General features: G+C 27.9%; 5 protein-coding genes. All 5 read right to left on the bottom strand.

What is annotated here, in order from left to right; genetic code table 11:
* The 5 genes from L8W64_RS07535 to L8W64_RS07555 are packed head-to-tail and all read right to left on the bottom strand — an operon-like array spanning window position 1 to window position 6,840.
* Complete coding sequence (locus L8W64_RS07535) at window positions 1–1,599, bottom strand: AAA family ATPase (protein WP_220566232.1); 1,599 nt, start codon at window positions 1,597–1,599, stop codon at window positions 1–3.
* Window positions 1,589–2,845 carry a tRNA (N(6)-L-threonylcarbamoyladenosine(37)-C(2))-methylthiotransferase MtaB gene (mtaB, locus tag L8W64_RS07540; RefSeq protein ID WP_263673342.1) on the bottom strand — a complete coding sequence of 419 codons (1,257 nt, stop codon included), beginning with the start codon at window positions 2,843–2,845 and terminating at the stop codon, window positions 1,589–1,591. Before mtaB ends, L8W64_RS07535 begins: the two co-directional genes overlap by 11 nt.
* Window positions 2,842–4,371, bottom strand: a complete 1,530-nt coding sequence (locus L8W64_RS07545; protein WP_263671315.1) for a mechanosensitive ion channel family protein — start codon at window positions 4,369–4,371, stop codon at window positions 2,842–2,844. Before L8W64_RS07545 ends, mtaB begins: the two co-directional genes overlap by 4 nt.
* Complete coding sequence (gene aroB / locus L8W64_RS07550) at window positions 4,368–5,426, bottom strand: 3-dehydroquinate synthase (protein WP_263673343.1); 1,059 nt, start codon at window positions 5,424–5,426, stop codon at window positions 4,368–4,370. Before aroB ends, L8W64_RS07545 begins: the two co-directional genes overlap by 4 nt.
* A gap of 7 nt (window positions 5,427–5,433) precedes the next feature.
* Entirely contained in the window at window positions 5,434–6,840 is a 1,407-nt protein-coding gene (locus tag L8W64_RS07555; protein ID WP_263673345.1) for a COG3400 family protein, read from the bottom strand.
* Between the last annotated feature and the right edge of the window lie 140 nt (window positions 6,841–6,980).

The raw sequence follows: 6,980 nt of genomic DNA on the forward strand, positions 1-6,980 counted from the left end.
TCACTCCATTATGATTTTTTCTATATCTTGTTTTTCTATTTTTTCATTTTCTAAAAGAATGCTAGCTAATCTCACTACTTTTTCTTTCATTAATTCTAAAAATTCTTTCACTTCTTGCTTTTGCTCTTGTAATAAACCCTCATTTGCCATAGCGAAAGTTTCCATAAAAACGAGCAATTCTTTAACCTTTAAAAGATCACTTTGTGCATTAGTGTAACTTTCATTAAAAATAAGCTCCATAGCAACTGAACCTGCTAAAAAAACTTTTATTTTATTTAATAATTCTGATTTTGATTTGATAGTATTTTCATATTCTTTAAACCTATCTTCAATTAGGGTAATTTTTTCAAATTTAACATCAAAATAAAAAGCACACAAGGCTTTAGCTGCTTGATATGTGGCTTGAATTTTTCTTTCTTTGTCGCTTAGAGAAAAAATCTTTTTTTTACCCATTAAAACTTTATTAAGCACTGCAAAAAAATCATTTTCTTCTATTAAATCTGATTTTCTTCTTATAGCATTAATAGCCGCTTCATTAACTAAAGTCTCCAAGGCAGCTCCACTAAAACCCACACTAGCTTTTGCAATTTTTTCTAAATCTACGCTAGATTTTTTTTCTTTCATATAATTTTGCAAAATATGCATTCTATCTTTAAAATCAGGCAAAGATATAAAAATTCTTCTATCAAAACGCCCTGATCTTAATAACGCATTATCCATAAGGTCGATTTTATTTGTAGCAGCCATCACTATAACACCACTATTATCTTCAAATCCATCCATTTGAGTTAAAAGCTGATTTAGAGTATTATCTCTTTCTACATTGGAAAAATCCCCTCTACTTTTACCAACTGCGTCAATTTCATCTATAAAAATAATACTTGGGGCTTTTGATTTAGCTTTTAAAAAAAGCTCTCTAACTCTTTTTGCACCCATACCTACATAAATTTCTACAAAACTAGCCCCACTTTGATAAAAAAATGGCACCCCAGCTTCACCTGCTACTGCTTTTGCTATCAAGGTTTTACCCACTCCAGGAGGCCCTACTAGTAAAACCCCTTTTGGCATTTTCACACCAAAATCTTTATATTTTTGAGGATTTTTTAAAAAATCAACGATTTCTAAAAGCTCTACCTTAGCCTCATCAACCCCTGCTACATCTTTAAATTTAACTTCACTTACTACATCTTGTATGGTATTATTTTGTTCATTTTTTTCTAAAATATTTTTTTCTAAAGAAAGTAAATTTTGCCTATCTTTGTTTTTTTTATTAAGAAAGAGTAAAAAGCTTATGAGAAAAGCAAGTAAAATAAATATCAAAAAAAACTCACTCAAATCATAATCTTTAGCATATTCTAAAGGAATTTTTTGCCACAAAGCATTTAAATCCACTACATCTTTAGCGATTAAAAAATTTCCTTCTTTGCTTTTTAATAATATTTCATTATTTTCTACTATAGCCTTTTGGATTAAATTTTGTTCTAAAAGCTCTTCATAAGCAGCCTTGCTAATATAATCTGGTTGATTTTTTAAAAATGCAATCAATATAAAAACACAAAGCAATAAAAATGAAGCTAAGATAATCTTTTTATTTTTCATCCTCTAACCTTACATAGTTACAATCTTCTTTGCATTCATATTTTTCAATACTTATCCATTGTTTAGCAATATCTTCTTTGCTTGTAATTTTGATTTTATTAAAAAATTGATCATAGCCTTCATAAAAACCATCTTTTTTACTCTCGACTAAAATTTCTAAAATATTTTTTTGGTTTTTTCTAAACTCATAATTATTTTGTGCGACTATATCTTTTAAAATATTTAATCTTTCTTTGGCTATATCACCATTAATTCGCTCACTCATAGAAGCAGAATGCGTTCCATCGCGTGGTGAGAAAATAAAAGCATGGATATGTGTGAGTTTAAATTGTTTGAAATTTTCTAAAGCTTCTTGCCATATCAACTCACTTTCCCCAGGATGTGCCACGATAAAGTCTGTTCCTAAAGCAAAACCTTTTTGATTTAATTCATTAAACAATGCTAAATCATTTTGCGTATGTGATCTTCTACGCATGATGCGTAGCATTTTTTCATGAGTGTGTTGCAGGGCAATATGTAAATGCTTTTCAAGCCAAGGTTCATCTAAAATTTCTTTAAAACTCTCATCAATTTGAGCAGGTTCTAAACTCCCAAGTCTTACTCTTTTTATACCATTAATCTTGCCTATTTCTTGCAGTAACTTTCCAAGTGTAGTTTTATCTTTTAAACCATAACTTCCTATATTAGTACCCGTTAAAACTACTTCACTATAACCATTTTGAGCCAAAAGTTTGATTTGTTTTATTATTTCCTCACTTGGCATACTTCTTGATTTACCCCTAACACTTGGGATTATGCAATAACTACAAGCAAAGTCACATCCTTCTTGAATTTTTACAAAAGCTTTAGTGTGATTTTCATAATTACTTACGATTTTTGTATCGATAAAGCATAAATTTCCAAGCTCATAAAAGGCTTTATCCTGTGAGATTAACTCGTTAATTTTATCTTTATTAGAAGCTCCTAAAACTCCAAAAATTTCTTTTTTATCAAAAAAATCCTTTCCCTTACTTACAGCACCACAGCCTGTAAGTATAACCTTAACTCCATTTTTTTTTACACTATTAATATAACTTCTAAGCCCACTATCAGCACCATTTGTAACCGTGCAAGAATTTATAACTATCACATCAGCTTCTTGTTCATTTTGTGTGACAATATGATCTTTAATATAAGTTTTTAATAATTGCGTATCATAAATATTAGTTCTACAACCAAAAGTTTTAAAATATACCTTTTTTTTCAAATATCTTCCTTATTTTCTATAAATTCATGTTTTGCCATATATAAATTTTGTGATGGATAGGCTATTTTTATATCATCATGTTTATTAAATTCATTGATAATTTCTTTACTTATATTACTTCTTAAAACCAAGGCCGCATAAGAATTTGTCATATACCAAGCAGAAATTCTCATACCATAACCTTCTAAAAATGTAAAAAACCTAGGTTCTACTTTAGGATTTCTAATGCTGTATTCATTTCTTAATTTATTCATGGATTCTTTTGCAATTTTTGTATAGCCTTTAGAAGCTTTTATAACGATTTCTTCTACTATATCTAAGGCTTTTTGATGATTTGAATCAAAAGTTAAAGTAATATCAAGTCCATCCCAAATTGTTTTCATCCCATGATGAGTATAATTTGATATAAGATTGGTAAAAATAAAGTTATTTGGTATGAAAATTATCCTACCACTTCTTCGATTATCTGTATAAGTTAGTAAAGATATATCTTCATACAAAGTTATTCTTAAAAATGAAATATCAATTATATCGCCGATATAATGTGTATTGTTTTGAAAAACTCTCACCCTATCGCCCACTCTAAAACTTCCACCAAAAACTATCACACACCAACCAAGCATAGACATAAACATATCTTTCATAGCAATAGCCAAACCAGCAGAAGCAAAACCAAGAACGGTCACTAAATAGCTGATATTTTCAATATATCCAAAAAGCAAGATTAAAACAATTACATTGATATTAATAAAATTAATGATTTTATTTGCTGTATAAAAGCGATCATTATCGCCTATATATTTTCTAGCTATAAATTTGAGTAAAAATGCTATGGCTACAACTATAACAATAGCCAAAACTATATTGAAAGCTCTTACACCCTGAATTTTAATTGAAGCTGTCGTTTTTTCAATCTCTTCTTGAATTTTTTTCTCATACACAGAATAAGAAATTTCTCCAAAACGCAGAGTTTGTGAAAAATCTCTAACCATCTGATTGGATATTTTTAAATATTCATCATGCTCTTTATTAGAAGATAATTTAGCTATTTCAGCTACTAAAACATTTTCTTTTATAAGCTCATCTAAAGTTTGCTTAAAACTATTCAAGAGATTAATGTATTCTTCTTTATCGCGTCTTAATTTTTTTATATGTGAGTATGCTGAAATAATAGCTAAAGGATTAGTTAGCTTATCTATTTTATCAACTTCTTCAGGTGCTAAAACCATCTTAGAAAAATTTGCACTTTTATACTCACTTAAAAGCTCTAGTCTTTCTTTTAAAATTAAAATTTGTCTTTCTATAATGCTTTTATTGCGTTCATTAGCTTTTAAACTTTCTTTTTCTAAAGCCAAAATTTCATCTTGAGTTTTTCTGTAAATGTTAAAATTATTATATTTAATTATCCAAGTATTATATGCTAAATTATTATGTAATTCATTTAATTTTTGTTCTAAATGCTCTATATCATCTTGCGCTAAAAGTAATGTAAAGGGTAAGAGCAAAATCAATATAATTTTTTTCATGCAAACACCTCTAAAGTGTGTAAAATATCTTCTTTAGATATATCATTTTTTATACAAGCTTTTCCTAAACCACAAGCTAAAACAAAATTAATCTTTTGAAAATGTGTTTTTTTATCTAAGAAAAAGGCATTATAAAACTCTTCTATATTTGAAATTTTATAAGATATGGGTAATTTAAATTTCACAAGCAATTTTTGTACTCTTTGGCATTCTTGCTCGCTTAATAACCCCAAATTTAAAGCTAGAATATTTGCCATGTTCATACCTATAGCCACAGCTTCACCATGTAAGTACTTTTTATATCCTGTTTGATTTTCTATAACATGAGCAAAAGTATGACCATAATTTAAAAGCATTCTTAAGCCACTTTCTTTTTCATCTTGTGAAACCACATTAGCTTTAAGTTCTATACTTTTTTGGATGATTTGAGCCAAGGTAATATCATCAAGTTTAGTATTTAAAAATTTATCCTCATCTAAATTTTCTAAAAAAGATAAAATTGCTTCATCAAAAACCACAGCCATTTTGATAAATTCAGCCATGCCAGCAGCTAGTTCTCTTGAAGGTAAGGTTTTTAAAAACTTACTCTCACAATACACCGCTTTTGGCTGATAAAAAGTACCTATTAAGTTTTTACCAAATTTATTATTCACCCCGGTTTTACCACCCACACTTGCATCCACACAAGCTAGTAAAGTTGTTGGGATATTGATAAATTCTATCCCTCTTTGATATATACTTGCTACAAAACCACCCATATCAGAGATCACCCCGCCACCAAAGCTTATGAGTAAGCTTTTTCTATCTAGCCTATAAGTACACATTTGATCTAAGATGTATTCTATAGTTTGTAAATTTTTATACTCTTCGCCATCTTTGATTTTTATAACAAAAAGTTCTTTAGCATGAATTTTTTTCAAAAGTGTATCCAAATGTAGTTTTGCAACTAATTCATTAGTTAAAATCACTACTTTAGTATCAAAATTTAATTTTTCTAACTCATTTATATAGACATTATAACTTGTATTTTTATCTAAATTTACCTTAACTTGCATTATTTTCTCACAATGATGGTATAAACAATTGATAATTTTTATTCATCTTATAATATATCGTATTTAAATCCGTTTTTAAAATTTTATTGAAATTGTTTCCTAAAATTTTTTCATTAAATGGTACAAAATGCAATATATTTTGTTTGTAAGAAAATTTATTGATAGGATTATGTTCTTTTTCTTCTATCAAAAGTAATTTTTCATCATGAAGTTTTGAAAGGCTTTCAAAATACTGATGATATTCAAAAATTTCGGCTTTGTTTAATTTTAAAGCATAGTAATACAAGGCAAGGCCTAGTTGAATTTGCTTGTTAAAATCAAGCATAATAGAAGCAATACCCTCTACATCTTCAAAATTTGAACTTAAAACTACAGAAGATTTTAAATCTGCAAAATCCCCTTTACCTGCTTTTAACACAGGAAGTTTTAAAGTAAAAAGAAAACTTTTTTCTTTTTCAAAAAGATTATCCTCCACCACTAGTAAACCTATGCTAGTATTTTCCACAAAAGGTTTAATGTTTTTTATATTTGTGCTTTCAAAGTCAAATATCACTTCAGTGCTATTTTTATGCAAGGATTTAAGTTTATAATACATAGGAGTTAAAGTAGGATTAATCACCTTAAAATAAAGTTTTTTGCTATTGATTCTTACATGCAAAAGCAAGCTTGCAAAAATAAGCTTTTCTATAGCAAACTCACTCATTTTTTTCATATCTATAATACAAAGTATATTATCTCCAAAAGGTGATGGAAAGCGTCCTAAGCTTGTTTTAACATTAGTAAAAACACTTTGCAAAACTTTAGGATCACCTACGATTAAAATGCTATCATTTGGCATTAAAATAAGCCCAGGTCTTGCCAGAATAAATTCATTATTTCTATAAACCATTACGATTTTAAAGCGTTTTTGGCTAATAGAGCTTATGTGCCTATAAGCAAAGCTTGATCCTGCAGGAATTTTAACTTCCATAATCTCACCTTGTCCAAGCCCTATAAATTGTGCCATTGAAGGCATATTATCCAAACAACCTGTCAATCTTGTACTTAAAGTATCATAAATATTAATTACTTCACAAAAATTATCATCAATTTGGCTATTCCACAAATCCATAATAACTATATTTAATCTTGGGTATAATTTTCTTAAATTTTTATAGCAAGCTAATGTATCTGCTTCTTCTTGCATATAAATAATAGCTTGATGAAAATTTTCTTTTAATAAATTTTCTAGCTTAATCAAACTCGTAGGATCAAATTTAAAAAAAGAAATTTGTTCATTCTCTAAGTCTAAGTCTACGCTATCATCATTATAGTACACAACACTCAAAGACTCTTTGAAGGTTTTGTTATTATAAATTTTCTTTAAAAAATCTTTCGCAAAAGGTCCATCAGCTAGTAATAAAATCTTATTCATTCACACCTCTAAAATATAAAGCATAATTATAGCAAAGTTATAGTTTATATTTTAAAGTTTTTGTTTTTTCAAAATATATTCCACTACTTAATATATCTTTTAAATTAACAAAAATTATTATTTTTCATTCAGTAAAAATC

The sequence above is a fragment of the Campylobacter sp. IFREMER_LSEM_CL1097 genome (assembly GCF_025772225.1).
Classification (GTDB): domain Bacteria; phylum Campylobacterota; class Campylobacteria; order Campylobacterales; family Campylobacteraceae; genus Campylobacter_D; species Campylobacter_D lari_D.